This window comes from Halorubrum sp. BV1 (assembly GCF_000746205.1).
In the GTDB taxonomy this organism is placed as follows: Archaea; Halobacteriota; Halobacteria; order Halobacteriales; family Haloferacaceae; genus Halorubrum.
In genome coordinates this window covers 690,354-717,253 of sequence record NZ_JQKV01000002.1, presented here as the reverse complement: position 1 = coordinate 717,253, position 26,900 = coordinate 690,354, and the positions used below count along the sequence as shown (strand labels likewise).

At 69.0% G+C, this 26,900-nt stretch carries 24 protein-coding genes and 1 tRNA gene; 11 read left to right on the top strand and 14 right to left on the bottom strand.

Annotated features, from left to right (window positions below; genetic code table 11):
• Positions 1–238 precede the first annotated feature (238 nt).
• Complete coding sequence (locus tag EP28_RS08165; protein WP_049983502.1) at positions 239–1,642, top strand: PAS domain-containing sensor histidine kinase; 1,404 nt, start codon at positions 239–241, stop codon at positions 1,640–1,642.
• Positions 1,643–1,674: 32 nt separating this feature from the next.
• On the opposite strand, the gene EP28_RS08160 is transcribed toward EP28_RS08165, so the two are convergent.
• Genes EP28_RS08160 through cheB form a run of 5 tightly spaced genes read right to left on the bottom strand, consistent with a single transcriptional unit; the run spans position 1,675 to position 7,980 of the window.
• Positions 1,675–2,541 (bottom strand): CheF family chemotaxis protein, encoded by an 867-nt coding sequence (locus EP28_RS08160; RefSeq protein ID WP_049983501.1) that lies wholly within the window; start codon positions 2,539–2,541, stop codon positions 1,675–1,677.
• Positions 2,542–3,750, bottom strand: a complete 1,209-nt coding sequence (locus EP28_RS08155; RefSeq protein ID WP_049983500.1) for a HEAT repeat domain-containing protein — start codon at positions 3,748–3,750, stop codon at positions 2,542–2,544.
• Positions 3,750–4,553 carry a CheR family methyltransferase gene (locus tag EP28_RS08150; RefSeq protein ID WP_049983499.1) on the bottom strand — a complete coding sequence of 268 codons (804 nt, stop codon included), beginning with the start codon at positions 4,551–4,553 and terminating at the stop codon, positions 3,750–3,752. Before EP28_RS08150 ends, EP28_RS08155 begins: the two co-directional genes overlap by 1 nt.
• Positions 4,550–6,847, bottom strand: coding sequence for a chemotaxis protein CheA (locus EP28_RS08145; RefSeq protein ID WP_049983498.1), 2,298 nt, complete (start codon positions 6,845–6,847; stop codon positions 4,550–4,552). Before EP28_RS08145 ends, EP28_RS08150 begins: the two co-directional genes overlap by 4 nt.
• Positions 6,847–7,980, bottom strand: coding sequence for a chemotaxis-specific protein-glutamate methyltransferase CheB (cheB, locus tag EP28_RS08140; protein ID WP_196219622.1), 1,134 nt, complete (start codon positions 7,978–7,980; stop codon positions 6,847–6,849). Before cheB ends, EP28_RS08145 begins: the two co-directional genes overlap by 1 nt.
• 102 nt (positions 7,981–8,082) lie before the next feature.
• On the opposite strand from cheB, the gene EP28_RS08135 reads away from it, so the two are divergent.
• The 4 genes from EP28_RS08135 (at position 8,083) to EP28_RS08120 (ending at position 10,490) form a co-directional block, all read left to right on the top strand.
• Entirely contained in the window at positions 8,083–8,577 is a 495-nt protein-coding gene (locus tag EP28_RS08135; RefSeq protein ID WP_049983496.1) for a chemotaxis protein CheW, read from the top strand.
• 173 nt (positions 8,578–8,750) lie between these two features.
• Positions 8,751–9,446, top strand: coding sequence for an RAD55 family ATPase (locus EP28_RS08130; RefSeq protein ID WP_049983495.1), 696 nt, complete (start codon positions 8,751–8,753; stop codon positions 9,444–9,446).
• Positions 9,446–9,838 carry a DUF8057 family protein gene (locus EP28_RS08125; RefSeq protein WP_049983494.1) on the top strand — a complete coding sequence of 131 codons (393 nt, stop codon included), beginning with the start codon at positions 9,446–9,448 and terminating at the stop codon, positions 9,836–9,838. The genes EP28_RS08130 and EP28_RS08125 overlap by 1 nt, the downstream gene beginning before the upstream one ends.
• A gap of 43 nt (positions 9,839–9,881) precedes the next feature.
• The gene (locus EP28_RS08120) at positions 9,882–10,490 is read left to right on the top strand and encodes a DUF7504 family protein (RefSeq protein WP_049983493.1); all 609 of its coding nucleotides are present in this window, start codon (positions 9,882–9,884) and stop codon (positions 10,488–10,490) included.
• A 24-nt stretch (positions 10,491–10,514) separates the two neighbouring features.
• Here the strand turns inward: EP28_RS08120 and EP28_RS08115 are convergent, their stop codons facing one another.
• A complete protein-coding gene (locus EP28_RS08115; protein WP_049983492.1) occupies positions 10,515–11,111 on the bottom strand; it encodes a hypothetical protein in 597 nt (198 codons plus the stop codon).
• Between the two features lie 118 nt (positions 11,112–11,229).
• Here EP28_RS08115 and glmM point away from each other — a divergent pair, with 118 nt between their 5' ends.
• A complete protein-coding gene (gene glmM / locus EP28_RS08110; protein ID WP_049983491.1) occupies positions 11,230–12,594 on the top strand; it encodes a phosphoglucosamine mutase in 1,365 nt (454 codons plus the stop codon).
• 15 nt (positions 12,595–12,609) lie between these two features.
• On the opposite strand, the gene EP28_RS08105 is transcribed toward glmM, so the two are convergent.
• From EP28_RS08105 to EP28_RS14400, 5 genes are all read right to left on the bottom strand, one after another.
• The gene (locus EP28_RS08105) at positions 12,610–12,873 is read right to left on the bottom strand and encodes a DUF7542 family protein (RefSeq protein WP_049983490.1); all 264 of its coding nucleotides are present in this window, start codon (positions 12,871–12,873) and stop codon (positions 12,610–12,612) included.
• A gap of 87 nt (positions 12,874–12,960) precedes the next feature.
• A complete protein-coding gene (locus tag EP28_RS08100) occupies positions 12,961–13,176 on the bottom strand; it encodes a hypothetical protein (RefSeq protein WP_049983489.1) in 216 nt (71 codons plus the stop codon).
• On the bottom strand, positions 13,173–14,966 hold the full coding sequence (locus EP28_RS08095; protein WP_049983488.1) for a b(o/a)3-type cytochrome-c oxidase subunit 1: 1,794 nt from the start codon (positions 14,964–14,966) through the stop codon (positions 13,173–13,175). The genes EP28_RS08100 and EP28_RS08095 overlap by 4 nt, the downstream gene beginning before the upstream one ends.
• The gene (locus tag EP28_RS08090; RefSeq protein ID WP_049983487.1) at positions 14,963–15,475 is read right to left on the bottom strand and encodes a cytochrome c oxidase subunit II; all 513 of its coding nucleotides are present in this window, start codon (positions 15,473–15,475) and stop codon (positions 14,963–14,965) included. Before EP28_RS08090 ends, EP28_RS08095 begins: the two co-directional genes overlap by 4 nt.
• Before the next feature lie 6 nt (positions 15,476–15,481).
• Positions 15,482–15,655: a hypothetical protein gene (locus EP28_RS14400; protein WP_196219621.1), complete on the bottom strand. Its 174-nt coding sequence runs from the start codon at positions 15,653–15,655 to the stop codon at positions 15,482–15,484.
• 97 nt (positions 15,656–15,752) lie between these two features.
• Between EP28_RS14400 and EP28_RS08085 the strand changes: the two genes are divergently transcribed.
• Positions 15,753–15,950, top strand: coding sequence for a DUF8131 family protein (locus tag EP28_RS08085; protein WP_049983486.1), 198 nt, complete (start codon positions 15,753–15,755; stop codon positions 15,948–15,950).
• A gap of 100 nt (positions 15,951–16,050) precedes the next feature.
• The gene (locus EP28_RS08080; RefSeq protein ID WP_049983485.1) at positions 16,051–18,513 is read left to right on the top strand and encodes a heavy metal translocating P-type ATPase; all 2,463 of its coding nucleotides are present in this window, start codon (positions 16,051–16,053) and stop codon (positions 18,511–18,513) included.
• 4 nt (positions 18,514–18,517) lie between these two features.
• Here the strand turns inward: EP28_RS08080 and pdxS are convergent, their stop codons facing one another.
• On the bottom strand, positions 18,518–19,426 hold the full coding sequence (pdxS, locus tag EP28_RS08075) for a pyridoxal 5'-phosphate synthase lyase subunit PdxS (protein ID WP_049983484.1): 909 nt from the start codon (positions 19,424–19,426) through the stop codon (positions 18,518–18,520).
• Between the two features lie 141 nt (positions 19,427–19,567).
• Positions 19,568–20,125 carry a J domain-containing protein gene (locus tag EP28_RS08070; protein ID WP_049983483.1) on the bottom strand — a complete coding sequence of 186 codons (558 nt, stop codon included), beginning with the start codon at positions 20,123–20,125 and terminating at the stop codon, positions 19,568–19,570.
• 120 nt (positions 20,126–20,245) lie between these two features.
• Between EP28_RS08070 and mutS the strand changes: the two genes are divergently transcribed.
• Together mutS and mutL are read left to right on the top strand one after the other, a co-directional pair.
• Complete coding sequence (gene mutS / locus EP28_RS08065; RefSeq protein WP_049983482.1) at positions 20,246–23,122, top strand: DNA mismatch repair protein MutS; 2,877 nt, start codon at positions 20,246–20,248, stop codon at positions 23,120–23,122.
• Positions 23,112–24,854: a DNA mismatch repair endonuclease MutL gene (gene mutL, locus EP28_RS08060; protein ID WP_049983481.1), complete on the top strand. Its 1,743-nt coding sequence runs from the start codon at positions 23,112–23,114 to the stop codon at positions 24,852–24,854. Before mutS ends, mutL begins: the two co-directional genes overlap by 11 nt.
• Positions 24,855–24,933: 79 nt before the next feature.
• Here mutL and EP28_RS08055 read toward each other — a convergent pair whose 3' ends face one another.
• On the bottom strand, positions 24,934–26,529 hold the full coding sequence (locus EP28_RS08055) for a PAS domain-containing protein (protein ID WP_049983480.1): 1,596 nt from the start codon (positions 26,527–26,529) through the stop codon (positions 24,934–24,936).
• Between the two features lie 219 nt (positions 26,530–26,748).
• Here EP28_RS08055 and EP28_RS08050 point away from each other — a divergent pair.
• A tRNA-Arg gene (locus EP28_RS08050) sits at positions 26,749–26,821 on the top strand.
• The last annotated feature ends 79 nt before the right edge of the window (positions 26,822–26,900 follow it).

Below are 26,900 nucleotides of genomic sequence, written 5' to 3'. Positions count from 1 at the left end.
CCGAGGTCGCTTGCGTCTCTTCTCACGCCCGCCAGTTCGTCTTCCCTCACGCCCGCCGGTTCGTCTCGTACGCGTGATCGCTGTGCCCTCGCCGAAGGCGGCCGTCCGCGCGACTATCATAGCCGTGTTCGGATCCGGGTGAACTTAATCTCGGGCCTCATCCACGATTCGACCACTCGCTGCGCCGCTCTCGAACCTTCCGGTCGTTTTAACACACCGCCTCGGGTAGTGACCAGTAATGGCCTCTGAGGACGGCGTAGCCACGGATTTGCGTGCGTTCCGAGAGGCGGTCGAAAGCGCCGGCCACTCGATCTACTGGACGGATCTGAACGGGCGGATCGAGTACGTCAATCCGGCGTTCGAAGAACAGACCGGCTACCCCGCCGACGAAGCCGTCGGCAGCAACGCAAACATCTTACAGTCCGGGGTTCACGACGACCTGTTTTACGAACGGCTCTGGGACACCATCCTCAGCGGCGACGTCTGGGAGGGAGAGATAATCAACGAGCGCCGGTCCGGCGAGCGGTACGTCGCCACGCAAACGATCTCGCCGGTCACGGACGAGTCGGGGGAGATCACGCGGTTCGTCGCGGTCAACGAGGACATCACCGAACTGCGAAACCACCAAGAACAGCTCGAACGCGAGCGCGACCGCTTCGCGACCCTGCTCGACGCCGTGCCCGTTCCGCTCGTGCTCGCGACGTTCGACGGCGACGACCCGGTGGTCAAACAGACGAACGACGCGTTCCGCGAGACGTTCGGCTTCTCCGGCTGCGAACTCGGCGGCTCGTTGCTCGACAAGTTCATCGTCGACGACGAGACGTCACGGGAGGCACACGAAATAAACGCGCAGGTACGGGACGGCGAGCGGATCGACAGGGAAGTGACACGGCAGACTGCGGCCGGCGACAGGCGAGAGTTCCTGTTGACCGCCGCGTCCCTCGCGTGGGGCGACGAGACCGACGTCTTGGCGACGTACATCGACATCACGGACCGGAACGAGGCCCGCCGACAACTCGAACGGCAGACGGAGGAACTCGAAAACTTCGCCAACGTCGTCAGCCACGACCTCAGAAGCCCGCTCAACGTCGCGTCGGGCCACCTCGACCTCCTCGCGGCGGAGTGTGACAGCCCCCATGTCGACACGATCCGGAACGCGCACACGCGGATGCAAGAGCTGATCGAGAACATTCTCATGCTCGCGAAACAGGGCCGGTCGGTCGATGAGACGGAACCGGTCGAGCTGGACGCCTGCGCCTCTCGGAGCTGGGAGACCATCGACACGGGAGACGCCGCGCTCGCTGTCGAGACCGCGACGGCGATCGACGCCGACGAGAGCCGGCTTCGCCAGCTGTTCGGGAATCTCATTCGAAACGCGATAGAACACGGGGGCGACGGGGTGACGGTCACCGTCGGCGACCTCGACGACGGCTTCTACGTCGCGGACGACGGCCCCGGGATCCCGGAGAGCGAGCGCTCGCAGGTGTTCGAAGCCGGACACACGAGCACGGACGACGGCACGGGGTTCGGGCTCTCCATCGTCCAGGAGATAGTCGACGCGCACGGCTGGGAGATCACCGTCACCGAGAGCGACGACGGCGGTGCGAGATTCGAGATCACCGACGTCTCCACCGCCCCGTAGTCACCGGCGTGTCGCTCGCCTCTTAACGGCGGTCACTGCTCGTTCATCGCCTCGCTGGCGATGTTGCGTCCGCGGGAGTTGAGCGCGACCTCGCGGCGCACCCGCACCTCCTCGACCACTTCCAGATCGATGAGCCGCTCGAACGTCTCCTCGACGTCGTCGACGTCCATCCCCAGAAACGACGGGATCTCGAACGGCGACACGCCGGAGTAAAGCGCCATCAACACCTCACGATCCCGGCTGGACAGATCGACGTTCGTCGAGCTTCGCTCCTCTCCTTTGTGGAGCCACGCCTCGACGAAGCGCATCCTGTTCGGGTCGCCCGCGATGTGCGTCTCGATGCTCGTCCCCTCGTCGTCGGTGTGAGACACCTCGATGACGGGTTTTTTCTCGCCGTTGACGGTGCGTTTGGCGGCGTCAAGTCCGCTGATGTCGTCGAGATCGAACTTCACGAACGCGCCGCCTTCCATCGCCGCGTTGAGCCCGTTCTCGTCTATCTTCACCCGGGCCTGTTCCCACTTCGAATCCTGCACGACGCCGCCCTCGATCGCCGGGTGTTTCGCCATCACCGTCCGCTGGTCGAGGAGCGCCCGGTAGACGTCGCGCTCGAACTCCTCGTGTTCGCTCGCCGCGACAAGCAACACCTGATCGCCCAGATCGAAGCTCACGTAGTTCGACACGCGCGCAACCGACTGGTTGGCGTCGTGTCGGCCGCCGAGTCCGCGAAGGTCCGAGAGGGGGATCGTCCGCTTCCCGTCGTTGCCGGCCAAGATCAGCCGTCGGTTGGAGAGGAGTATCCGCCCCGCCGTCCACGAGACGTCGTTCATTTTGCGACCGTCGCGGACGGCCACCGCGAACCGCCCCTGCGTGTCCGTGACCTTGTACTCGCCGTCGGACATCTACGGACCCCCCGCCCGGAGCTTCGAGACCGCGGAGAACACCCGCTTTCTGACCGCGGAACTCTCGTCGTCGGTGAGGTCTTCGAGCCTGTTCAGCGTCTCCTGTCCGCCCACCTGTCCCAGCACGAACACCGCCTTCGCGCGGGCGTCTTCGGGGTGTTCGGTCCCGAGTCGGTCGAGAAGCCGGTCCTCGACGACCGGCCCGCCGAGGTTCTTGAGGCTCGTGGCCGCGAACTGCGCGGTCTGTGCGTCGTCGTCCGCGAGCGCCTCCGCGAGCGCCTCGACCGCGAGTTCGGTGTCCGGCTCCGCGACCCGTCCGAGGATCCACGCGGCGTTCCGCCGCTGTCGGCTCTGCTGGCCGTCGGTCAAGATCTCGACTAGCGGCTCGACCACGGTCTCGTCGTCGGCCGACTTCAGCTCGGAGACGACGCGGTCCCGAACCGCGTGGCTCTGTTGGGTCGGGACGTTCGAGAGCAGTTCGATTATCGAGTACACCGCGGCGTTGCGCACGACCGCGCTCTCGTCGCCGAGCGCCCGCGCGAGCGGCTCAACCGGTTCCGGGTTGTTCGCCTTGCCGAGCGCGCCGGCCGCGATCCGCCGGAGCGACTCGTCGGGCTCGTCGAGCAGATCCAAAAGCGCCGCGAGCGCCTGGTCTGTGCCGATGCCTCCGAGCGCGTTCGCCGCGGCTCGCCTGACGCGCGGCTCGTCGTCGAGCCGCGCGGTGAGGCCGGGGACGGCACGCGGGTCCGCGAACGTTCCGCAGGCCTGCGCGGCGCGGAGCCTGACGCGGGGGTCGTCGTCGTCGAGCGCGTCGACGAGATGCGAGAGACCGCTCGCGTCGTCGAGCCGTCCGAGCGCGTTCGCCGCGGCCATCCGCAGCTCGGGCCGGTCAGCCTGCAGTGCGCGGGCGAACTTCCGTGCGGTCACCCACTCGGCCTCCGACCCCGTCGTCCCGGTGAGTTCCGAGAGCAGCTGTTCGAGCGCCCCGTCACCGAGTTCGTCGAGCGCGTCGACCGCGGCACCGCGGACCTCCTCGTCTTCGTCGTCCGTCGCCGCGCGGAGCAGGGCGTCGACGGTCGCCTGTTCGGTCCCGTCGCCGACCTCGCCGAGGAACTCGGCAGCCCGCCGCCGCACCGCGGCGCTGTCGCTTCCCATCGCGTCCCTGAGCCGCTCGACGTTTCCATCCCGCGCGTGCTGGTACAGGGACATCAGACCCTCTCGAACACCCGCCGTCGCTTGTCGATCGGTTCGTACCGGTCCGAACGGTCCGGCGGGACGCTCTCCGTCATCCCGAGGACGAGGACGCCGTCGTCGGCGAGTGACGCCTCGAGCGTATCGAACAGCGCACCCTTGTGGTCGACGTCGATGTAGATCAGCAGGTTGCGACACAACACCACGTCGAACGGGTCGCGCGCACCGTCGCGGATCAGGTCGTGCGTCTCGAAGTTGACGAGCCGTCGGACGGCGGGCTTGACCTGAAAGGTGTCTCCGTCCTGCTCGACGTACCGGCCGGGGTCGGAGAGCGGTTCGAGCTCCGCCGCGATGTCCGTCGTTCTGGTGGTGTGGTACGTGCCGTCGCGGGCGTTATCGAGCGCCTCTTCGCTGATGTCGGAGCCGAGCACCTCGACGCGCGACTCGTCGATTTCGGGATCGTCACAGGCCAGCATCGCGATCGAGTACGCTTCACGCCCGTCCGCCGACGGGGCGGACCAGACCCGAACTCGGCGCTTCTCGTCCGTTTTCTCGCGGAGCACGCCGCGGAGGACGTCCCACATCTCGGGGTTGCGGAAGAACTCGGTCACGTTGATCGTGAGCGCGTCCATCAGCGCCTGTCGCTCCTCGTCGTCGTCGCGGAGCAGCCGCTCGTACTCCGCGTGCGACTCGGTGTCGCGACGGCGCATCCGCGCCGTGATCCGCCGGTCGAGGTACGACTCGTTGTAGTAGCCGGGCTCGAACGGCACCGTGTCGTCTATCTGTCGCAACACGCCTTCGAAGGGTGTTTCACTGCTCATAGGCTCACCACGTCGAGGACGGCAACGACGTCGCCGTCGCCGAGAACCGCCGTGCCGCTGAGGCCCGGCGTCCCCGACAGCGGTCCGTCGAGCGGTTTCACGACGACCTCTTCTTGGTCCAACACCGCGTCGCAGTGGAGCGCCACCTGTCGCGTCTCCTCGCGAATCCGGACGAGCATCCCCACGTCATCGGAGGACTCCGGAGCGTCGCCAGCGGCGTCCGCGTCGGCGACGGTCCCGCCGTCCGGCGTCGCGGCCTCGTCGGGTCCGCCCGCGGCCTCGTCAGGTCCGCCCGCGGCCGCCCCTCCCGCGGTCGATTCGTCCGGATCAGACCCGCCAACGCCGGAGCCGACCGCGGCGGCCCCGCTCTCGGCGAGCCGATCGTTCAGCCTGATCACGGGGTAGAGATCGTCTTCGTGGCGCACGATCTCGTCGCCGTGGACCTCCTCTACGTCGTCCGCGCGGGCGACCTCCGCGATCGACTTTATCGGGATCCCGTACTCGGTGCCGCCGACGTCGACGAACATCACCTTCACGATGGCGACGGTCACCGGGAGCCGGAAGCGAACGGTCGTCCCCTCGCCGGGTTCGCTCTCGACGGCGACGGAGCCGTCGAGGTCGCGCGCGGTCGTCCGCACGACGTCCATGCCGACGCCGCGCCCGGAGACGTCGGTCACCTCTTCCGCGGTTGAGAAGCCGGGATGGAAGACCAGGTCGTACACCTCGTCGTCTTCCATCGCCTCGACCGCCTCCCTGCTCTTTACGCCCTCGTCGACCGCCTTCTCGCGGAGTTGATCCGGGTCGAGGCCGCCGCCGTCGTCAGCGACCTCGATGATGACGTGGTCGCGCTCGCGCTCGGCCGTGAGCCGCACGGTGCCCGTCGGGTCCTTGCCGGCGGCCTCGCGTTCGTCTGGAGACTCGATCCCGTGGTCGACCGCGTTCCGGAGGACGTGGACGAGCGGGTCGCGCATCTCCGTGAGGATCGTCCGGTCGAGTTCGACGTCGTCGCCCTCGATCTCGAAGTCGATCCGCTTGTCGAGGTCCCGCGAGATGTCGCGGACGAGCCGCGGGAACGAGTCCGACACCTGCGAGAAGGGGATGAGCCGCATGTCCATCGCGGTGTCTTGCAGACTGGAGGCGAGCTTGTCGAGCTCGTCTAAGGCGTCGGACTGCGCATCCATGCCCTCCAGTTCCCGCCGGAGCTTGATCCGGCTCGTCACCAGCTGCTCGACGAGCCCGTACAGCTCGTCGACCTGATCGACGTCGACGCGGATCGATTTGATCTCGTCGCCAGACTTGGAGTCCGATTCGGTGCCGGAGTCGGATCCTGCGTCTCCCGCGTCTCCCGTCTCGTCGGAGTCGCTGCCGGTGTCCGCGCTCTCCTCGTCCGCGGCCGGATCGGCGTCGGATTCGGTATCGCCGCCGGCGTCCGCGGTCGCCTCCAGCGGTTCCTCGGCGGTCGCGTCCGCCTCGCTCTCGTCGTCCTCGTCGGCTCCGACGAGAGCCGTCGCGATCGACTCCACCTGCGTGAGCGCGCCGAGCCCCTCGGCGACCACGTCGGCCGCCGCGCCGCCGACGAACGCGTCGAACCCCTCGTCGTACTCGCCGTCTTCGAGCGCGGCCGGGTCGGGGTCGGTGACGAAGCCGTCGAACTGCCCGTCGAGCGCCTGCACGACGAGCGTGGCGTCGACGCCCGCCATCGCGCTCTCGCCAATCGTCACGTCCGCGTACACGACGGGCTCCGGAAGGTCCGCGACGCCCGGCGGGTGATCGGGGACGGCGACGTCGTCGGCCGCGTCGTCGCTCTCGCCCGCCTCGCCGGACGCGTCGTCACCGGCGTCAGCGTCTTCGGCGTCATCGCTACCTTCGTTTCCGTCTCCAGCAGCGGCGTCTCCAGCCGCGTCCTCGCCGCCGACGGTCCCGTGTTCTTCCATCTCGCGGAGGCGCGCTTCGAGGTCCGACGGGTCTGTCGTCACCTCGCCGGTGTCGGCGATCTCGTCGACCATCGCCTCGACGGCGTCGACCCCCTCGAAGAGGAGATCCATGACCTCGGGCGTCACCTCGCGGTCGCCCTGCCTGATCGCGTCGAGCAGGTCCTCCAGCGCGTGGCCGAACGACGAGACGTCCTCGTACCCCATCGCCGCCGCGTTCCCCTTCAGGGTATGTGCGACGCGGAACACGTCGTCCATCGCCGCGGCGTCCTCGGGGTCGGACTCGAGCGCGAGCAGCGCGTTGTTGAGGTCCGTGATCCCGTCTTCCGCCTCGGCGACGAACGCGGCGCGGTGTGAGTCCATCAGGCCTCACCCCCCACGATCGCGCCGGCGACGTCGTCGAGGTCGTGTACCTCGTCCACGCCGCCGGACTCCACCGCGCGCTTCGGCATCCCGTAGATCACGCAGGTGTCCTCGCTCTGTGCTATCGTCCGCGCGCCGGCGTCGGCCATCGCGCGGATCCCTTCGGCGGCGTCCGAACCCATGCCGGTCAACACGACGCCGACGAGCGGGTCGTCGACGACCTCGGCCGCGGAGCGCATCGTCACGTCGGCGGCGGGCGACACCGACTGTGAGTCGTCCTCGTCGAGCTTGACGCGGAGCCGACCCGCGCGGTAGCTGTCGATCCGGGTGTGGCTCCCGCCGCGGGCGACGAGCGCCTCGCCGGCACCGATCCGCGCCCCGTCGCTCGCCTCCTGTACGTCGTACGCCGAGGCGTCGTCGAGCCGGTCGGCGAAGCGCGGCGTGAACGCCTCCGGCATGTGTTGAACGATGACGATCCGGCAGTCGGCCATCGGCAGCGCCGACATGACGCGCTCGACCGCGTTCGGCCCGCCGGTCGACGCCCCGATCACGACCGTCAGCGGCTCGTCGAGGTCGCCGTCCGGTGTCGTCGTCGACGCGCTCGCCGACGCGGCTGCGCCCGCGGCCGCCGACCCGCCCGACGCGGCCGCCGTCGTGGCCGCGCTCGTCGAGCCGTCTCGGTCCCATGCCGCCGCCGCGAGGTCCGCGTCCGCGACCGACCGCACGGCCTCGACGAGCCGCTCTGACTCCCGGGAGACGCCGGTCGAGACCTCGCCGCCGGGCTTCGAGAAGAAGTCGACCGCGCCGCGTTCGAGCGCCTCGAAGGTCACCTCGGCCCCCTCGTCCGTGTGCGCTGACAGCATCAGAACGGGCGTCGGAGTCTCCTCCATCAGCCGTTCGACGGCCTCCAACCCGCCCATTCCGGGCATCTCTACGTCCATTGTCACTACGTCGGGCGTCGTCTCGGCGACCACCGACAGCGCCTCCGCGCCGTCGCCCGCCTCGCCGACGACCGCGACACCGGCGTCTGTCAATAGATCGGCGATCAACCCGCGCATGAACGGCGAGTCGTCGACGACCACCACCCGTGGTGACCCGTCGCGGCTCCCCCGCCGATCCGTCGTCCTGCTCATACCCAAAAGCGGTCGCAGAATCAGCATAAATGCACGCCCCCGCTAATCACTGCTGATAATTCAGGGGACACGGTTATTGGTGACTTCACCGCAGGAGTTCGTATGGCAGCCACGGAAGCAGACGCCGAACCGACGAAGGTACTGGAGTTCGGCTTAGGTGACGGGACGTACTGTCTGGATATCGGTGTGATAGACGAGATCGTCGACGCCGGCGAGCTCACGCGCATCCCGAACTCGCCCGATCACGTCGAGGGCGTGATGGACCTCCGCGGACGGACGACGACGATCGTCGATCCGAAGACGCTGTTCGCCATCGAGGAGGACGGCCCCCGAGAGCGGATCGTCGTCTTCGACGACGACGAGATCGACGAGGGTGGGACCGTCGGCTGGATGGTCGACGAGGTGTTCCAGGTCCGCGACGTCGCGCCCGAAGACGTCGATCAGGGAACGACCGTCGAAGACGAGGGCGTCCGCGGGATCGTCAAGTCGGACGACCGGTTCGTCGTCTGGGTCTCGCCGGACGTCGACGGCATCGACATCGGCGACGTCGCTGACTCCTCACCCGACGACGCGGGCGGCGAGTCGGTCGAAGCGTAAGCCGGGTTCGGTCGAACCGCACGGCGGCGTCGGTCGAAGCGTCGGGTGCGCCGCCGCGACGAACTGGTTGCACTCCCGCCTCGCACAGCCCGCTTTCGGCGCGTCAGTCAGACCGTTCTCACGGGTGAGAACCGGGTGCCAATCCTTATGCGGTGACCGCCGAGTCACTCGGTATGCGCGCACCAAGCGGCGTCCCCGGGTTCGACGACCTCGTCGACGGCGGGTTCCCGGAGAACCGCCTCTACGTCGTGAGCGGTCCGCCGGGCAGCGGAAAGACCACGTTCTGTTCGCAGTTCGCGGCACAGGGCGCTCGCAACGGCGAGGACGTGTTGTATATCAGCATGCACGAGACCAAAGCGGGGATCCGCCGAGACATGGGCGAGTACGACTTCGGGTTCGACCGCGCGCTCGACACCGACCGCGTCACGTTCCTTGATTCGTTCTCGTCGGACGGTCGTCGCTTCTTCGGGCTCCCGGGCGAGCGCCGGGACCACTCCGGCGTCACGAACCGCCTCACCGGATTCATCAACTCGCGCGACATCGACCGCGTCGTGTTCGATTCTACGATGCTGTTGCGCTTTCTCCTCGACGACGACGAAGACACCATGGTCCAACTGCTCTCCTCGCTGAAGCGGACCGACGCGACCACCCTCCTCATCTCCGAAATGACCGACCCGAGCGCCTACTCCGAGGAACACTACCTCGCACACGGCGTCGTCTTCATGCACAACTACCTCGAAGACGAGGGGATGCGCCGCGGGATACAGGTGCTGAAGATGCGCGGTACCGACGTGAACACGGACATCCAAGACGTCGAGTTCACCGACGGCGGGCTTCGCGTCGGTGCGGCCGCGACGGTGACGCACTAATGTACGACCGCACCTTCGGAACCGACTGGGAGGACCTCGCCCGCGAGGAGGCGGTCGAGCGCGCGTTCGCACTCGGTGTCGCCGCCGAGATCGGCCGCGCGCGCCCGGCGGAGCTGGACCGCGTGCTCGACGCGTTCGAGGGCGCGTACGACCGGAGTCTCGTCGAGCTCGCCTACGACGAGGGGCGGACGAAGGCGCTCGAAGCGGCGGCCGAATCCGACGACTCTGACCCGCAGACGGTGTGGGACGCCTTGGTCGACGGCGGCGGCACGCCCCGAGTCGCCCCCATCTCCGCCGCCTTGCCCGGCGCGCTGACCGAACTGTCGCTCACGAAGCGACCGCGGGAGGGGCCGCCGTCCTCGCTCGCGTTCCCGTCGATGCTTCGGAAGTGAATCCTCGGAAGGGTTTTACCCACCCTCGCTCCAATCAACATCAATGAGCGTACTTCCAGACGCTGTCCGGAACGCGGACAGCGTCCTCCTCAGCGGTCCGCCGATGAGCGGGAAGTACGATCTTTTCACCCGCCTGCTCGCGGACTGGGTCGACGAGCCGGTCGTGATCTCGACGGGCCGAACCGCGGAGAAGGTCCGCGCCGACTACGAGTCGATCACCGGCCGCGACGGTGACGACGTGATCGTCATCGACTGTGTCACCCACGAGCAGGGCGACAAGCGTCCGGACACCCCCTCGACGAAGTACGTCGCAAGCGCCGGGAACCTCACGGACATCGGAATCAAGTTCACGGACATCGTCGAGTCCTCGGCCGGCAAGCAGCGCGCGGTCGGCGTCTACTCGCTCTCGCAGCTTCTGATGTACTGGGACCCAGAGCGCATCTACCAGTTCACCCGCGTGCTGACCTCTCAGACCTCCGGAGAGGGCTGGCCCTTCGTCGGGGTGCTCAACTCGACCGCCCACGACGAGCAAGTCGTCCACACGCTTCACGAGCCGTTCGAAGTCGTCCTCGAAACGCGCGTCGACGGCGACGACCGAGAGTTCCGCGTCCGCGGACGCGTTGAACAGCCCTCTCAGTGGGCACCGTACTAACCGCTTTTTCGACCTCCGGTCTGCTCAGCCGATCAGATCGAACTCGACGCCGAGCGGCGGCGCGTCGACGGCCCCCCAGTAGACGAACCGGTGGGTCCCCGCTCCGAGCGGCGGACAGACGGCGAGGTCGAGGTCGGGAACCGCCGACGCGACCGCCGCCTCGTCGAGCCGTATCTCCCAGCTGTACGCGCCGGTGGTTCCGAACTCCTCTTCCGCCCGCGGGAGCTCGGCCGGCTCGCCCGTCGTCGAGCCTCTGACGTCGAGCCACCCCGCGTCCGTCTCGCGTTGAATCGCGTACGCGTACCTGCCGAGCGTCGTCGTCGCCGCGTCGCCGGTGTTCCGAAGCACGACGCGGACGGACTGCCCGTAGGTCTCTGCTGTGCCCTCGCTCGACAGTTCCAGTCGGGTTTCGGGCGCGTCGACGACCGTGCCCTCGACCGGACCGTCGATCGGCGGATCGAGCCGAACGAACGCCTCGTCCTCACAGGTCAGCGTCTCCGGCGTTCCCGCTGGTCCCTGCGGGCCGTCGCCGGCAGCGAAGTCGAGACAGCCGGCGATACCGACCGTGCCGACCGCGGCGAGGGCACCGCGTCCCAACAGCTCGCGTCGCGTGCGTTCCATACGTCTCGTGGGGACGGCACGGGTTTGAACCGCACGGCGACGCCTCCGCCGTCGCGCCGCGACGTCCGCCCTCTCCCGGTTCGGAACCGCTTTCCCGTCGGGAAGTCTGTGACCGCCCATGGAGCTGTTCGGATCCAGCGGCATTCGCGGGGTCGCGCTCCGGTATCTCACCCCGGAACTCGTGCTCGACATCGCGAAGGCGGCCGGGACGGTGTGGGACACAGACCGGGTCGCCGTCGCCCGCGACACCCGCACCACGGGCGAGCTGTTCGCCAACGCGGCCGCGAGCGGTCTCGCCGCTGTCGGCTGCGACGTCGACCGGCTCGGCGTGGTGCCGACGCCCGCGGTCGGGAACTACTGTGAGTCCGCGGGGGTCCCCTGCGTGTTGGTCACCGCCTCGCACAACCCGCCGGAGTTCAACGGGATCAAACTGGTCGGCGGCGACGGCGTTGAGCTGTCCGTCGACGTGCTCGAACGCGTCGAGCGCCGCGTGCTGGACGACGAATACGATCACGCCGACTGGCGGACCGCCGGCGCGACGACCGCCGTCGCGGGCGTCGTCGACGACTACGTCGATCAGCTCGTCGACGCGGTCGACGCCGCGGCCATCGCCAACGCCGACCTCACGGTCGCTATCGATCCGGGCCACGGCGCGGCCTCGCTTGCATCTCCCCGGATCTACCGTGAGCTCGGCTGTGACGTGTTGACGGTGAACGCGACGCCCGACGGTCACTTTCCGGGCCGGGAGTCCGAGCCCGTCCCGGAGCACCTCGCCGACCTCTCGCGGCTCGTCGCGACCTCCGAGGCCGATGTGGGGATCGCCCACGACGGCGACGCCGACCGCGCCGTTTTCGTCGACGAAACGGGCGCGTTCGTCGACGGTGACACCTCCTTTGCGGCGATGGCCGACGCCTGCCTCGCCCCCGACGACGCCGTCGTCAGCGCGGTCAACGTCTCCCAGCGCCTCGTCGACGTCTGCGCGAACAACGACGCCGACCTCGAACTCACGCCCATCGGCGCGACGAACATTATCACCCGCACGCGCGAACTCCACGCCGAGGGCACGACCGTGCCCATCGCCGGCGAGGGCAACGGTGGGGTGTTCTTCCCGCCGTATCGGCTCTCCCGCGACGGCGCGTACATCGGCGCGCGATTCCTCGAACTGCTCGCGGCCGCGGACGGCGCGCCCGCGAGCGAGGTCGTCGCCCCCTACACCGACTACCACTTCGTGCGACTCAACGTCGAGTACGAGGACGGCGACGAGCGCGACGAGATGCTCTCCGCCGCGCGAGCGTACGTGGAGACCGCCGACGCCGAGCCGAACACCACCGACGGCTACCGGCTCGACTACGGCGACGCGTGGGTGCTCGTACGCCCGTCGGGCACGGAACCGAAGATACGGATCTACGCCGAGTCCGCCGACGCCGACCGCGCCGAACAGCTCGCGATGGACATGCGAGTCGCGGTCGAGAGCGGCCGCTAGCGGGCGTTCGGCCGCTCACCGTCCGTCGTCGCCTTCTGACGAGTCCGCCCCCGGCGGATCGAGGAGCGGCGAGTCGGCGGTCGTACACTCCGGTCGACCGCAGACGCCCGCGTCGGCTCCGGCCTGCGTCACGCCGGCCGCGAGCGACTCGATCTCCCACTGCACGTCGTGACCCGTCGCCGCGTGGTCGTCGAGGGCGACGCGCGCGTCACGGAGTCGCTCGTGTTCGGACTCGAACGAACAGTCGGCACACATGACGGTGACGCGGGTGCGGTCCATGCGGTACCGGTAGGTTCGGGAGAAACGTACGGTTGTCGGTACACGAGCCGGTGGACCCGGATCCGGGACGGCGCGAGAGAACCGGCGCTACGCCGGGTCGTTGCCGCCGGTGTCGGTCCGCCAGCCGCCGGTGAGCGAGATGACCCAGAGCGTCAGCCCGGCGAGCGCGAAGACCGCGGCCATGTACGGGATGAGCGGCAGTTCGATCCCGATGAAATCCAGCACGGTCCGCATCTCGTAGATGATCACGCCGAAGATGGCGAGCGTCACGAGGAGTCCGCCGCGGCTCACGTCGAGGCTCATTTGCCCACCCCCACGAGCGCGGCCGCCACGTCGCGTGCTCCGTCAGCGAGCGGAGTCAGGGCGCTCACCAGCGCGTCGAACGCGGGCCCGAGCCACACGGGATACGAGCCGACCCCAGACCCGAGGAGCCCGCCGCGGTTGATGATCGCCGCGAGCGGGAGCGCGTACGCGAGGACGACGAGGGTGAGCGCGATGCCGACCCACAGCCGGAGGTTGTCGAGGACCTGCGGCGCGTCGTCGGGACCGGAGAGCGCCGGCGGAAGCGGGTCCGCGAGCCCGGAGACCTTCGGGTTCCCCATCGTGAGCACGAGGTTCGCGATGAACAGCACTGTCGAGACGAAAAGCAGCGTCCCGCCAATCGCGATCTGGATGTTGAGTTCCTCGAACCCGCCGAACATCATCGGGTAGTCGAAGCCGGAGTACTCCGGCTCGGCGGTCCGGCGCGGGACGCCCATGATCCCCTGCGCGTGCATGGCGTTGGACATGAGCGCCATGCCGATGAACCAGACGACGACCTGGAACAGCCCGATCGTCCGGCTGTAGATCGGTTTGTTCGAGATCTGCGGCCAGATCCAGTAGGTCGCCGCCATGAACGTGAGCGCCACGGCGGTCCCCACGGTGAGGTGGAAGTGACCGGGGACCCAGATCGTGTTGTGGATCATGTAGTTGATGTTCATTCCGGCGTTCACCATCCCGGAGAACCCGCCGGCCGCGAACATCAGCCCGGCGAGCATCATCCCGGTGAACTCCGGCTTGCGCCACGGGAGGTCCGTGAGCCAGCCGAGCAGCCCGGTGCCGCCCCGCTGACGGGCACCATACTCGACGCTCGCCACCACCGTGAACGCCGTGAGCAGGCTCGGAAGCAGTAGGAACATCGTGTTCGTCATCGAGATGAACTTGAATCCCTCCGCGATGCCGGGGTCGAGGTACTGGTGGTGGATCCCGACCGGCGTCGAGAGCAGGAGGAACAACACGAACACGACCCTCGCGAGCGGGTCGCTGAACAGCCGCCCGCCGGCGATTTTGGGTAAGACGGTGTACCAGAGCAGGTACGCCGGCATTAACCAGAAGTACACGACGGGGTGACCGAAGAACCAGAACAGCGTCCGCGTGAGCGTCGGGTTCACTTGGTCGATGAAGCCGAGCGACCACGGGAGCAGGAATATCAGCACGGACGCCGCGACCGCCGACGACGCGATGTACCACATCGCCATGGTCGTCAGCACCATGAACGTCTGCAGCGGGATCCGCTCGTCGGGGTGCTCGCGCTTCCACGCGAGGAACGTCCGGAACCAGTCCGCGCCGGCGATCCACGATCCGACGATGAACACGGCGAGTCCCGTGTAAAACAGCGGGTGCGCCTGCAGCGGCGCGTAGAAGGTGAACAACACGTCCGCGCTCATCTCGATCGCGTCGACGAAGCCGGCGAGAATGGAGATGCCGGTCATCGTCATCCCGATCGCCATCAGCGCGTACCACGTCCATGTGATCTTGATGTTGATGAGCGGCCGGTCGAGGCTCCGAACGAGCGCCCATGTGTACAAGCCGACGAGGAAGAACGTCGTGAAGCTGATCGCGAGGAACACGCCGTGTGCGGTCAATGACGTGTAGTAGTCGGTAGAGGAGATGAACCCCCGGAACACGCCGGTTCGGTGGAGCGTCTGGATGATCCCGAAGATCGCGCCGAGGGTGAGCGCGAGGAACGCCCCGAGCAGCGCGGATCGAACGATTCGCGCCTCTTCGGGGTACTTATCGATGAAGCTCCGATCGCCTTCGAGCGCCTCGCTCATTGGCTGTCACCTCCCTGTTGAGACTCGAACTCGGACTGTGAGACCACGTTGACTTTCCCCTCCATCACGTGGTGCCCAGCGCCGCAGTATTCGTTACAGAGGAGGCCGTACTCCTTTGGTTCCTCGGTCTCGACGGTGAGCGTCGAGATCTCGCCCGGAATGACCATGGTGTTCGCGTTCGTTCCGGCGACCTCGAAGCCGTGCGTCACATCCCTAGAGGTGACATAGAACGTCACCGTGCTGTCTTCGGGGACGACAATCGGATCCGGGGTGAACCCGAACTGGTAGGCGACGACGTACGCCGCGTACTCGTTTTCGCCGACCTGCTCGACGCCGGGGTTGGCGAATCGCTCGGTCTGGTCGAGGTTCTGCGAGTCGATCGGCTGCTCGTCGTCCGCCACCATCGCGATGCCCGGGCCGACGGCTCCGTACGTGACCGTACCGATGAGAAGCAGGATCAACAGGACGGAGCACGCGAGCCAGAGCTTCTCGTAGGCGTGTATGTGCATCCGTGATCACCCCACCACGACGAGGTCGCGACCGAGAAACTCGATGTAGTAGATATACACCCACGACAACACGAGGATCGCGAAGTAGATCCCGATGAGCGTGAGCGTGCCGATCGGATCGAACTCCGCGTCGTCACCGCCCACGTCGTCGACGCCGTGCGCGGTCTCGTTTTGACCCATGGGCGGGATTACGCGTACCCGGACATATACGATCGACTCGTTCTCACGATGTGGGAACTTTGCCGTTACCTATCACCCATCGGTTCCGCCTTCTCGTATGGACTTCTCGCTCCAACAGGCGCTGTTGCTCGTGTTGGGTGGGCTCATCCCCGCCGTGGTGTTCATCGCCGACCGAGCGGATTTCGTCGTGGCGATCACGCTCGTGAACGTGCTCCTCATCTGGGGGAGCCTCCGGATCGCCACCGGCGGGAGCCTCGGACCGGCCGGCGGAAGCGCGGACCCCGACGAGGCGTGACGGGTCGCGGAGCCCGCTCCGATCGGCGGCGAGCCGCATAACTGCGACCGGCCATAACGCCTAGCCGACCGTCGCCCCTCCAACCCGACGCGCGCCACCAATGACCAGTTGCACGCTCTGTGACCTGCCGACGGGAGCCGATCCCCACACCGCCGCCGACGTCGACGGCGAGTTCTGCTGTCGCGGCTGCCTCGCCGTCGCGCGCTCGCTCGACGATGTCGACGACCTCGACGAGGTCGAGGAGCGCCGGCCGGACGCGGAGCCCGACGAGGACTTCGACGGAGAGACGGCCTTCTTCCACGTCGACGGGATGCACTGTGCGACCTGCGAATCGTTCTTAGAGATGACCGCTGGCGAGCAGTCGGGCGTCGCGGCCGCCGAGGCCAGCTACGCCACGGACACGATCCGCGTCGACTACGACCCCGACGCCGTGACCGAAGCGGAGCTTCCCGACCGGCTGTCGGTCGCCGGGTACACCGCGAGCGACCGGGCGGACCCGGACCCCGACGGCGACGGTGCGGCGGTCGTGCGGTTCCTCATCGGCGGCGGATTTTTCGGGATGATGGCGATGCTGTGGTACGTCCTCTTTCTGTACCCGACCTACTTCGGTTACGACCCGATCCTCGACATCGGCGGCGTCTCGGGGACGTACCTGTTCGCGCAGGTGTGGGTGTTCGCTTCCATCGTGCTGTTTTACACCGGGTATCCGATACTCAGGGGAGCCTACGTCAGCCTCCGCGCACGCCAGCCGAACATGGATCTTCTGGTGTCGCTCGCGGCGGTGAGTTCGTACGCCTACAGCACGCTCGCGATGTTCCTCGGCCGGACCGATCTCTACTTCGACGTGACGATCGCCGTCATCCTCGTCGTCACCGCCGGTAACCACTACGAGTCGCGGATCAAGCGGCGGGCGACCGGCGTCCTCAGCGACCTGACGGCCGCGGGCGACCGCGAGGCCCGCACCGAGTCGGGCGAGACGGTTCCGGTGGACGCGGTCGAGCCGGGAGATCACCTGTTGGTCCGCCCCGGCGAGCGCGTGCCGGTCGACGGGACCGTCGTCTCCGGGACCGCCGCCGTCGACGAGGCGCTCGTCACGGGTGAGTCGCTACCGGCGACGAAACGCGAGGGCGACGCCGTGCGCGGCGGCACGGTGGTGACGGACGCGCCCGTCGTCGTCGAGGTCGGCGAGGACGCCACGAGCACGCTCGACACCCTCGTTCGCCTCTTGTGGGAGATACAGAGTTCCCGGTCCGGGGTCCAGCGGCTCGTCGACAAGATCGCGACCGTGTTCGTCCCGCTCGTCGTCGTCGTCGCGGCCCTCGCCGCGGGCGCGACGTTCGCCCTCGGCGGCTCGCCGACCGACGCCGCGCTCGTTGGGCTCACGGTGCTCATCGTGTCGTGTCCCTGCGCGCTCGGGCTCGCGACGCCGCTCGCGATCGCCGCCGGCATCCGCGACGCCGCGCGCCGCGGGATCGTGATCGTCTCCGACGCCGTCTTCGAGGACGCCGACGACGTCGACACGGTCGTCCTCGACAAGACCGGGACGCTCACCGACGGCGAGATGCGGCTGCTCGACACGGTGACGCTGGACGGACAGTCGGCTGACGCGTCCACAGGAGACACCGAGCCGGCCGCCGCCGCCGACGTCCGTCGCCGCGCCGCCGCCGTCGAGCGCGCCTCGCCGCACCCGGTCGCCGAGGCGATAGTCGAGGGCGTCGCGGCGAGCGGCGGCGGGGCGGACGATTCTGACGGCCGTCCGACGGCGACAGACGGCGGCGCGGCGGCGACGGCCGAGGCCGGAGATCTCGGGTCGGCATCGGTCCCGTCCGCCGCCGCCGTCGAGGTGACAGACCGGGGCGTCTCGGGCCGCGTCGACGACGCCGAGGTCGTCGTCGGCCACCGGTCGCTTTTCGACGGCGCGTCGTGGCGGGTTCCCGACGCGCTTCGCGAGGCCGGCGAGGCGGCCGAACGCGACGGCAACGTCCCGGCGTACGTCGGCTGGGACGGCGCGGTCCGAGGGGTCCTCGTCGTCGGCGACGAGGTCCGCGACGGGTGGGAGGCCGTGGTGGACGACCTCGCTGCCGACGGCCGGCGCGTCGTCGTGCTCACCGGCGACGCGCCCGCTGCGGCCCGGCGGTTCGAGGCGCACGCGGCCATCGACGAGGTGTTCGCCGAGGTCCCGCCGGAGGCGAAAGCCGAGACGGTGCGGCGGCTCGCCGCGACGGAGCGTGTCGCCATGGTCGGCGACGGGAGCAACGACGCGCCGGCGCTCGCGGCCGCCGACATCGGCGTCTCGATAGCGAGCGGGACCGACTTGGCGGCCGACGCCGCGGACGCCGTCTTACTCGAAGACCGGCTCTCCGCGATTCCGGAGCTGTTCGCCGTCACGCGCGGGACGAACCGCCGGCTCAAACAGAACCTCGGCTGGGCGTTCTGTTACAACGCGGTCGCGATTCCCATGGCCGTCACGGGCGTCCTCAACCCCCTTCTCGCGGCGCTCGCGATGGCGACGAGCAGCATCCTCGTGGTGACGAACTCGGCCCGTAACGTGGTCTCGGAGTGAGCCGTTAGACGCCGCGGCCTTGGAGTTTTTCTTCGTCCTTCATGTCTGCGTTCGACTGCCCTTTCATGCCCTTCCCGATCCCGCTCGCGATCTCGGCCAGCTCGTCGGGGTCGTCCCAGTTGTTGACGGCCTCGACGATGGCCGTCCCCATCTCCACGGGGTCCTCCGCGCCGAAGATACCGGAGCCGACGAAGATGCCGTCACAGCCGTGGTACATCATCAATGCGGCGTCGGCGGGCGTCGCGATGCCGCCCGCGGCGAAGTTGACGACGGGAAGCCGCCCGGCCTCCGCGGTCTCGTGGACCAGATCGCGGGGGGCACCGTGATCGCGGGCCCACGCCTCGCGCTCCTCGTGGTTGAGTCCGGTGAGCGTCCGGATCTGGTTTTTGATGGTGCGCTGGTGTTGGACGGCCTGATTCACGTCGCCGGTTCCGGCCTCGCCCTTCGTCCGGATCATCGCCGCGCCCTCGCGGATCCGCCGGAGCGCCTCGGGGAGGTCGCGGGCACCGCAGACGAACGGGGACGCGAACTCGCGCTTGTCGATGTGGTACTCGTCGTCGGCGGGCGTGAGCACCTCCGACTCGTCGATCATGTCGACGCCGAGCGACTCTAAGATCTCCGCCTCCTTGCGGTGGCCGATGCGCGATTTCCCCATCACCGGGATGGAGACCTCGTCGATGATCTCGGTGACGTTACCGGGGTCGGGCATCCGGGCGACGCCGCCGCGCTTGCGGATGTCGGCCGGGACCGCTTCCAGCGCCATCACCGCGACCGCGCCGGCGTCCTCGGCGACCCGCGCCTGTTCGCGGGTGACAACGTCCATGATGACGCCGCCCTTCTGCATCTGCGCGAAGCCGCGCTTGATCAGGTCGGTCCCCCGCTTCAGATCTGCCAGATCCGTGGCCTCTGCCATAACGGAATAGAGGGCCGCCGACCACTTAACGGGTGGCTTTCGGGCGGCAGGCGGTCGCACTGACACGGGTGATCTGGCCGCTCGGCGGCGACGCCGACGGGCCGCCGTCGACGCACCCGGCGACGCGACACAACCCCGACCCTACTCTTTCAGCGCCTCGTACGCCTGATTCAGCTCCTTGAACGCCTCCTCATCGCCGTCTTCGCCGTCCGGGTGGAGCCGTTTCGCCCGCTCGCGGTAGGTCGATCTGACCGTCTCTTGGTCGGCCGTGCGGTCGAGCCCGAGCGTCTCGTACGCCTCGCGCTCGGACATCCCGCCCGTCTGCGGCGCGCGGTCTCGCGGATCGCTCCCGGACGCCCCCTGCCCGCGACGCCCGCCGGCGGCTCCGCGGCGGGCGCGACCGCGCCCGAACCCGCCGTCGGTCGCCCCGCTGCGCTGATGCGCCGCCCGCCGGTGTTCGGCGGCTCTGGCGCGCTGTCGCGCGCGCTCGCGCTCTCTCGGGCCGACGCGCCCGGCCTCGCGCCGGACGCGGTCGCGGAGCCGGCCGCTCGCCTGGTACCAAAGGAAGTACGAGACGAGCCCGAACGGGAGGGCAACGGCCAGCAGGACGGGCGAGACGACGATCCCGGAGATGACGAGCAGGGCCGTCAGTCCGATGAACGTCGCGGCCATGCCGACCACGATCGAACGGTTCTGCACGGCGGTGATCGGGGACGCACGCGTGTAAAACTCTCGGGGGACCGGTACGGCGAAGCGGTGACGGGGGAGGGAGCGGCCGCCTCCGCACCGTTTATGCCTGCGGGCGACTCGGTTCGTGGTATGCCAACGGCGGACCGAGAGACGGTGACGGGGCTCCCGCCGGGGATCGCCGCGGCCCGCGACGAGTTGACCCCGATGCTCTCGCAGTACGCGGACCTGTGTGCCGCCCACGAGGACGCGCTCGTGTTGTTCCAAGTCGGCGACTTCTACGAGGCGTTCTGCGAGGCCGCAGAGACGGTCGCGCGGGTCTGTGAGGTAACGCTCACGGAACGCTCCGACTCGACCGGCGACTACCCGATGGCCGGGATCCCGATCGACAACGCCGGTCCCTACCTCGAAACGCTGCTCGACGCCGGCTACCGCGTCGCGCTCGGCGATCAGGTGGAAGACGCCGAACAGGCGTCCGGGCTCGTCGACCGCGCCGTCACAGAAGTGATAACGCCCGGCACGGTCGTCGAGGCCGACCTGTTGGAGTCCGGCACCACGAACTACGTCGCGGCGGTGGCCGGCGAGGTCGGGGAGGCGTCTGCCGCGTCGTCCGGCGACGCCGCGTCGGTCGGTCTCGCCGCCGTCGACGTCTCGACCGGCGAGTGTCTCGTCACCGCCGGCGACCCGGAGACGATAGCCGGGGAGTTGGAGCGGATCGCGCCGGCAGAACTCATTTCCGGTCCCGACGCGCCCGCGTTCGAGCCCGCAGACGCAGACCGGGGCTGGACGACGCACGACCACGACCCGGCGATCTTCGAGCACCGAGCCGCGACAGAGCGGCTGGAGCCGTACCTCTCGGCACCGGGTCGCCGGTTCGACACGGACGCGACGCTTCGCGCGGCGGGCGCGGTGCTCGCGTACGCCGAGTACACGCAGGGCGACGACGGGCCGCTCTCGTACGTCACCCGGATCCGGCGGTACGACCCGCGGGACCGGCTCCGGCTCGACGCCGCCGCCCAGCGCAGCCTCGAACTGTTCGAGAACCGCGGGCTGGGCGCGAGCGACACGCTGTTCGACGTCCTCGACGAGACGAACTGCGCGCTCGGTCGCCGCTGTCTGGAGCGCTGGCTCCGCAGACCGCTCGTCGACGCCGACACGATCGCCGACCGGCACGACGCCGTCGAGGAACTCGCAGACCGCACGCTGGTCCGGGAGGCCGTCGCCGACGCGCTCACCTCTGCGTACGACCTCGAACGGCTCGTCGGCCGCGTCTCTCGGGGCCGCGCCGACGCGCGCGACCTCCGGTCGCTGCACGCCACGCTCGCCGTCGTCCCGGAGCTGAAGGCGGTGCTCGCGGGCGCGCCCGCCGACGGCGACGGGCTCGCAGACGGAGATGCGCAGCCAGACGGCGATGCATCCGCGGACGAAGACGCGCCCGCCGCCGTCGACGCGTCCCTCGACCCCGATCCGCTTCCTCGGACAGAGCACCTCCGCGACCTCCGCGACCGGCTCGATGAACTCGCGGAGATCCGCGAGCTGATCGACGCGGCGATCGCCGTCGATCCCCCACAGGAGATCACCGAGGGCGGCGTGATACGCGAGGGGTTCGACGCCGACCTCGACGACCTGCGGGCGACCGAGCGCGAGGGGCGCGAGTGGATCGCGAACCTGGAGGCGCGCGAGCGCGAGCGGACCGGGATCGACTCGCTGTCGGTTGGACACACGCAGGTCCACGGCTACTACATCGAGGTGACGGACGCCAACCTCGACCGGGTTCCGGACGACTACCGGCGACGACAGACGCTGAAGAACAGCGAGCGGTACGTCACGCCGGAGCTGAAAGAGCGCGAGGAGGAGATCGTCGGTGCCGCGGAGCGCGCGGACGCCGTCGAGTACGAACTGTTCGTCGACGTCCGCGAGCGCGTCGCGAGCGAGACGGAGCGGATTCAGGCGCTCGCGGACGCGCTCGCCGAGGTCGACGCGCTCGTCTCGCTCGCGGCCGTCGCCGTCGAGGGCGGGTACGTTCGGCCCGAGATCGTCGACGACCCCGACGCGGGGATCGCGATCGAGGGCGGCAGGCATCCGGTCGTCGAGCGCGCCGAGGCGTCGTTCGTCCCGAACGACGCGACCCTCCCTCGGGGGTCAATCACCCTGATCACCGGGCCGAACATGAGCGGGAAATCGACGTACATGCGGTCCGTCGCGCTCGCGGTCGTGCTCGCGCAGACGGGCTCGTTCGTCCCCGCACAAGCGGCCGAACTGCCCGTGTTCGACCGGCTGTTCACCCGCGTGGGTGCCTCGGACGACATCGCCGGCGGCCAGTCGACGTTCATGCGCGAGATGAGCGAGCTAACGGAGATCCTCCACGATGCGGGGCCGGACTCGCTCGTCCTCTTGGACGAAGTGGGACGCGGCACCGCGACCACCGACGGCCGCGCCATCGCCCGCGCGGCCGTCGAGTTCGTCCACGACGAGCTCGGCGCGACGACGCTGTTTGCGACTCACTACCACGAACTCACCGACCTCGCGGACCGGCGCGACCGCGTCCGCAACCTCCACTTCGCCGCCACCCGCGAAGACGGGGACGTGACGTTCCTTCACCGGATCGTTCCCGGCGTCTCCTCGTCGTCGTACGGCGTCGAAGTCGCCGAACTCGCCGGCGTCCCCGCGCCGGTCGTCGACCGGGCCCGCTCGATCGTGGCCGGCGAAGACGACGGAACCCGGGCCGCAGACACGCCGGACGCGACTCTCGGCGAGTTCGTCTCGGAGAACGCCGGCGACGCGAACGCCGACGATGCGAACGTCCCGGAGCGGGATGACGCGAACCCAGACCGGTCCAGGGAGCCTCCGAACGCCGGGGACGAGAGCACGGACGTCGCCGGGGAGAGCCCGGGTCTCGTCGCCGACCTCCGCGATCTCGACATCGCGCGCATGACACCGGTCGAGGCGTTGAACGCCCTCCACGACCTCCAGTCTCGAGCCGACGACGGCGAACGCAATGACGGGTGAGGACGTCGACGCCGACTCGGACGCGTCGGCGGTCCGCCGGCTCGATCCGGCCACAGTCGACCGCATCGCGGCCGGCGAGGTCGTCACTCGCCCGGCCCGCGTCGTCGGCGAGCTGATAGACAACGCGCTCGACGCCGACGCGTCCCGCGTCGAGATCGCGGTCGCGGGCGACGGAACCGACCGGATCCGAGTCGCTGACGACGGCCGCGGGATGGGTCGGCCGGACGCTCGGCGGGCGATCGAACGTCACGCGACGAGCAAGCTCGCGCCCGACGGCGAGGTCGTCGGCGTCGACTCGCTCGGCTTCCGGGGCGAGGCGCTGGCGGCGATCGCCGACGCCTCGCGGCTCGAACTCGTCACGAGCGACGGCGGTGCGGTCGGTACGCGGATCGTGGCCGACGGGACAGACCGCTCGGGGACGGACACGGGATCGGACGACCCGACTCCGACCGTCTCGGACGCCGGCCGCGCTCGGGGCACCACCGTCGTCGTCGAGGACCTGTTCGCGACTCGTCCCGCGCGCCGCGAGTCGCTCGCGGGAGCGGCCGCCGAGTTCGCGCGTATCTCCTCGCTCGTCGCCGACTACGCGATCGCGAATCCCGCGGTCGCATTCACGCTCGACCACGACGGCTCGCGGACCCTCTCGACGCCGGGATCAGGAATCACCGACGCGCTGCTCGGCGTGTACGACCGTGAGACCGCGAGCCGGTCGACCGAGATCGACGCGAGGGCCGCTCTCGGTTCCGGAGGTGGAGACGGCTCCGGCTCTATCGAGATTTCCGGCGTCCTCGCGTACCCCTCGATCACCCGCACCTCGCGCGACCACGTCCGGATCTCGGTGAACGGTCGCCCCGTCTGTAACGACCGCCTCGCGGCCGCGGTTCGCGCCGGATACGGGCGGCTCCTCTCGGCCGACCGCGAGCCCGTCGCCGCGGTCGACGTGACGGTCCCGCCCGCCCGCGTCGACCCGAACGTCCACCCAGCCAAGCGCGAGGTCGGGCTCCGCGACGCCGATCGGGTCGCCGACGCGATCGAGACGACCGTCGCCGACGCGCTCACCGGCGCGGACCTCCGACGGCGGGACGACGTCGACACGGGGATAGAATCCGCGCTGGAGCCGGTCGGGGACGACGGCGGTGACCGCCCGGCGGCGTTCGCCGATGCGGAACCGATCGGACCGTTCCGCGACCTGTACCTCCTCGTCGAGGCCGGCGACGAACTGCTCGTCGTCGACGGCCACGCCGCCCACGAGCGGGTGAACTACGAGCGGCTCGCTCGGGCCTTCGACGGAGAGTCCGTCCCGACGGCCTCGCTCGACCCGCCGGCGACGCTCTCGCTGTCGGCCGACGAGGCCGCGGCGGCGGCGACACACGCGGACGCGCTCGACGCGCTCGGCTTCGAGACGGAGCCGTTCGGCGGCGACACGGTCAGGCTGCGCTCCGTCCCCGCGCCGTTCGGCCGGACGCTCGACGGCGACGGGTTTCGCGAGGCACTCGCCGCGCTCGCTGCCGGCGAGCGACCCCGAGACGCCCGCGAGGTGCTGCTCGCGGATCTCGCGTGTCATCCGTCTCTGAAACGCGGCGATATCGGTTCGTTGCGCCCGGACGAACAGCGGGCGCTCCTGACCCGGCTCGGCGAGTGCGACCGGCCGTACGCGTGCCCGCACGGTCGGCCCACTGTTCTCGCTGTCGACGAAGCGACGTTCGCGGCGGCGTTCGATCGGGATCGGTGAAGTCATCAGCCGCCGTGACGTCTCCGCGTCCGTCCCTCGGTCTCTCGGCCGAGAGCCGGCTCGTCACCGAGCACACACGCTATCGATCGATCCACAGGTCGGCCTCGGCGGCGGCCTCCGGATCCGGTGCGCGGACCTCGAAGCACGCGCCGTCTATCTCGTCGCCCGCACCCGGAGCGTGCTCGCCACCCACGTCGGTGTCCTCGCTCGCGATGTCTCCGATATCGACCGCGTCGTCCCGGAGCGTGACCTCCCAGCCGTGTGACTCCACTATCTCCCGGACGATGTCAAGCCCGTACCCGGTCCCGTCCTCTCGGGTTGTGACGCCCGGCTCGAACACGCGCTCGCGGTGGTCGGGATCGACTCCCGGGCCGTCGTCCGCAACGAGAAAGCCCGCCTCGGTCGCGGCCACGACGACCGTGAGGCCGGTTTGGGCCGTCGGGCCGTCCTGCCCGTGCTCGATGCAGTTCCGAAACAGGTTCTCGAACGCCTGTCGCAGTCGCCCGCGGTCGCCCCTGACGCGCGCGTCCGCGTCGACGAGCAGGGTCGCGTCGGAGCTCCCGGCGGTCCCCCACGCGTCGCGGACGACGCCGTCGAGCGTGAACTCGGTCGGCTCGTCGATGCCCGACCCCTGTCGCGCGAGGGTCAACAGCTCGGTGACGAGCTGGTCGATTCGGTCGACCGCACGCTCGCCGCGAGCGAGCGGCGTCGTGTCGTCTTTGAGCCGAGCCATCTCCATCGATGCGCGGATCACTGACAGCGGGTTGCGCAGGTCGTGTGAGACGATGCTCGCGAACCGGTCGAGCCGCTCGTTGCGGTCGGTGAGACGCCGTTCGCGGGCCTTCCGATCGCTAACGTCTCGCGAGTTGAGAAGCAGCCGACCCCCGACGTCGTCGCCGGGGAGCGACCGCGTCTGCGACTCCAACCAGACCCAGTCGCCGTCGGCGGTGCGGTACCGATACTCAAGCGTCGGGGCCGCGTCCGGGTCCGAGAGCGCATGGTAGAATCGCTCTGTCACGCGCTCGCGGTCGTCGGGATGAACGTATCCGAGCGGCGATCGACCGACGGTCGACCCCTGTTCGTACCCGAGCACCTCCTCGACCGACGGACTCTCGTACCTGACGCGACCGTCTCCGTCGACGACGGTCACGAGGTCGGTGCCGTACTCCAGAAACTGTCGGAACCGCTCCGGAAACGTCCTGTCGACGTCGACGCGACGTGCGGTGACGACACGGCCACCGAACTCGGGTGCCAGTTCCTCGTCGACGACCGACTCGACCCAGACGAAACCCCCATTCGCGTGTCGGATACGATGGGTGACGGTCCGGTCGGTCGCGACGGCAGAGAGCGCGTCCGCGACGCTTTCACGATCGTTCGGGTGCACGTACTCCAGCAGGTCGTCACCGGTCACGGCCTCTCGTCCGACGCCGATGACCCCAGGCATCGACGGCCCCGCGAACAGCACCTCACCGTCGACTGCGACAGCCATGACGAACCGGTCGGCGTCCGGAGCGATCGATCCGCCGTCGGCGCTCGACACACGCTCCGTGCGGTCGCGGTCGGCCACTGTCCGATCGGTGTGGTCTCCCGACCGACGAGACCCGTCAGAACGGGGACGATCGATACCACTGCCGGTCCCCACGTCTCGCGCTTTGTCGGTCGGTCGGAAAGTCACGCTTGCGGCAGGCTTCGTTCGACGACGCATAAATCCGCACCCTCTGAGAATCAAAGCAGATAATCAGGATCGTAGTCGACGGCGGCGAGGTCTCGTCGATTGCGGATCTGATACTCGTTTCGAACACTTGTCGCTCGCTCCGTCGCGCCGTCCCCGCCTGTCACATCTGGGATCGGGAGTCAGAAGCGTTAAACGCTCTCCGGCGATATCCCGTCGTGAGGGCGCGTAGCTCAGTGGACAGAGCACTTGGTTCCGGACCAAGATGCCGCGAGTTCAAATCTCGTCGCGCCCGTTCCGTTTCATACCGAACCGAAGCAACGGCTCTGCGCTTATGCCACGGTGACTCCGAGACGACCCGGAATCGCGCTGAT

Bases quoted from the DNA above. Each gene is read 5' to 3' on its own strand.
- EP28_RS08100 (WP_049983489.1), bottom strand. From the start codon at position 13,176: ATGAGCCTCGACGTGAGCCGCGGCGGACTCCTCGTGACGCTCGCCATC.
- EP28_RS08120 (WP_049983493.1), top strand. From the start codon at position 9,882: ATGAGCGTACTTCCAGACGCTGTCCGGAACGCGGACAGCGTCCTCCTC.
- mutS (WP_049983482.1), top strand. From the start codon at position 20,246: ATGCCAACGGCGGACCGAGAGACGGTGACGGGGCTCCCGCCGGGGATC.
- EP28_RS08080 (WP_049983485.1), top strand. From the start codon at position 16,051: ATGACCAGTTGCACGCTCTGTGACCTGCCGACGGGAGCCGATCCCCAC.
- EP28_RS08085 (WP_049983486.1), top strand. From the start codon at position 15,753: ATGGACTTCTCGCTCCAACAGGCGCTGTTGCTCGTGTTGGGTGGGCTC.
- mutL (WP_049983481.1), top strand. From the start codon at position 23,112: ATGACGGGTGAGGACGTCGACGCCGACTCGGACGCGTCGGCGGTCCGC.
- EP28_RS08130 (WP_049983495.1), top strand. From the start codon at position 8,751: ATGCGCGCACCAAGCGGCGTCCCCGGGTTCGACGACCTCGTCGACGGC.
- EP28_RS08150 (WP_049983499.1), bottom strand. From the start codon at position 4,553: ATGAGCAGTGAAACACCCTTCGAAGGCGTGTTGCGACAGATAGACGAC.
- EP28_RS08095 (WP_049983488.1), bottom strand. From the start codon at position 14,966: ATGAGCGAGGCGCTCGAAGGCGATCGGAGCTTCATCGATAAGTACCCC.
- EP28_RS08160 (WP_049983501.1), bottom strand. From the start codon at position 2,541: ATGTCCGACGGCGAGTACAAGGTCACGGACACGCAGGGGCGGTTCGCG.
- EP28_RS08155 (WP_049983500.1), bottom strand. From the start codon at position 3,750: ATGTCCCTGTACCAGCACGCGCGGGATGGAAACGTCGAGCGGCTCAGG.
- EP28_RS08125 (WP_049983494.1), top strand. From the start codon at position 9,446: ATGTACGACCGCACCTTCGGAACCGACTGGGAGGACCTCGCCCGCGAG.
- EP28_RS08105 (WP_049983490.1), bottom strand. From the start codon at position 12,873: ATGGACCGCACCCGCGTCACCGTCATGTGTGCCGACTGTTCGTTCGAG.
- cheB (WP_196219622.1), bottom strand. From the start codon at position 7,980: ATGAGCAGGACGACGGATCGGCGGGGGAGCCGCGACGGGTCACCACGG.
- EP28_RS14400 (WP_196219621.1), bottom strand. From the start codon at position 15,655: ATGGGTCAAAACGAGACCGCGCACGGCGTCGACGACGTGGGCGGTGAC.
- glmM (WP_049983491.1), top strand. From the start codon at position 11,230: ATGGAGCTGTTCGGATCCAGCGGCATTCGCGGGGTCGCGCTCCGGTAT.
- EP28_RS08135 (WP_049983496.1), top strand. From the start codon at position 8,083: ATGGCAGCCACGGAAGCAGACGCCGAACCGACGAAGGTACTGGAGTTC.
- EP28_RS08165 (WP_049983502.1), top strand. From the start codon at position 239: ATGGCCTCTGAGGACGGCGTAGCCACGGATTTGCGTGCGTTCCGAGAG.
- pdxS (WP_049983484.1), bottom strand. From the start codon at position 19,426: ATGGCAGAGGCCACGGATCTGGCAGATCTGAAGCGGGGGACCGACCTG.
- EP28_RS08145 (WP_049983498.1), bottom strand. From the start codon at position 6,847: ATGGACTCACACCGCGCCGCGTTCGTCGCCGAGGCGGAAGACGGGATC.
- EP28_RS08090 (WP_049983487.1), bottom strand. From the start codon at position 15,475: ATGCACATACACGCCTACGAGAAGCTCTGGCTCGCGTGCTCCGTCCTG.
- EP28_RS08115 (WP_049983492.1), bottom strand. From the start codon at position 11,111: ATGGAACGCACGCGACGCGAGCTGTTGGGACGCGGTGCCCTCGCCGCG.